General features: G+C 44.7%; 1 pseudogene. It reads left to right on the forward strand.

The features are described from left to right. Positions 1 to 432: pseudogene (locus AB4585_RS21090) on the forward strand (IS5/IS1182 family transposase); the annotation flags it as partial.

Raw genomic sequence — 432 nt, forward strand, 5'->3', positions numbered from 1 at the left:
TGCAGTTGAGCTAAGTTTATTGACGGTTAGCGATGGAGAAGTGCTCCCGAATTGACTGAACCAAACACGGCGAAGCATCCTAGAGGTGTCTGGTGATGGTATTTATGAAACGAGAGCGTGCTACGATGTAATTAAGATTAAGCGAGTGACTTCGCTTGTTCCTCCAAGATAAAGGGTAGCATTCAGGAACTCGGCCATTCTCGAAATCGCTCAGTGGGTTGCTAGAAATTATACGGCTCAAATAAGTATTGGAAAGAGCGGTATGGTTACCACAAACGCTCACTCTCAGAAACGGCGATGTAACAAGTTAACCAATTGTTAGGAGGACGATTAGATTTCAGAAATTACAGTACACAGTCAGGGGGAAACTCGCGCTAAGCTCAAAACGTTGAATAAGCTTACTGGGTTAGGTACAGGGCGGGAGCATACTTT

The sequence above is a fragment of the Vibrio sp. 10N.222.49.C9 genome (genome assembly GCF_041474985.1).
In the GTDB taxonomy this organism is placed as follows: Bacteria; Pseudomonadota; Gammaproteobacteria; order Enterobacterales; family Vibrionaceae; genus Vibrio; species Vibrio crassostreae_C.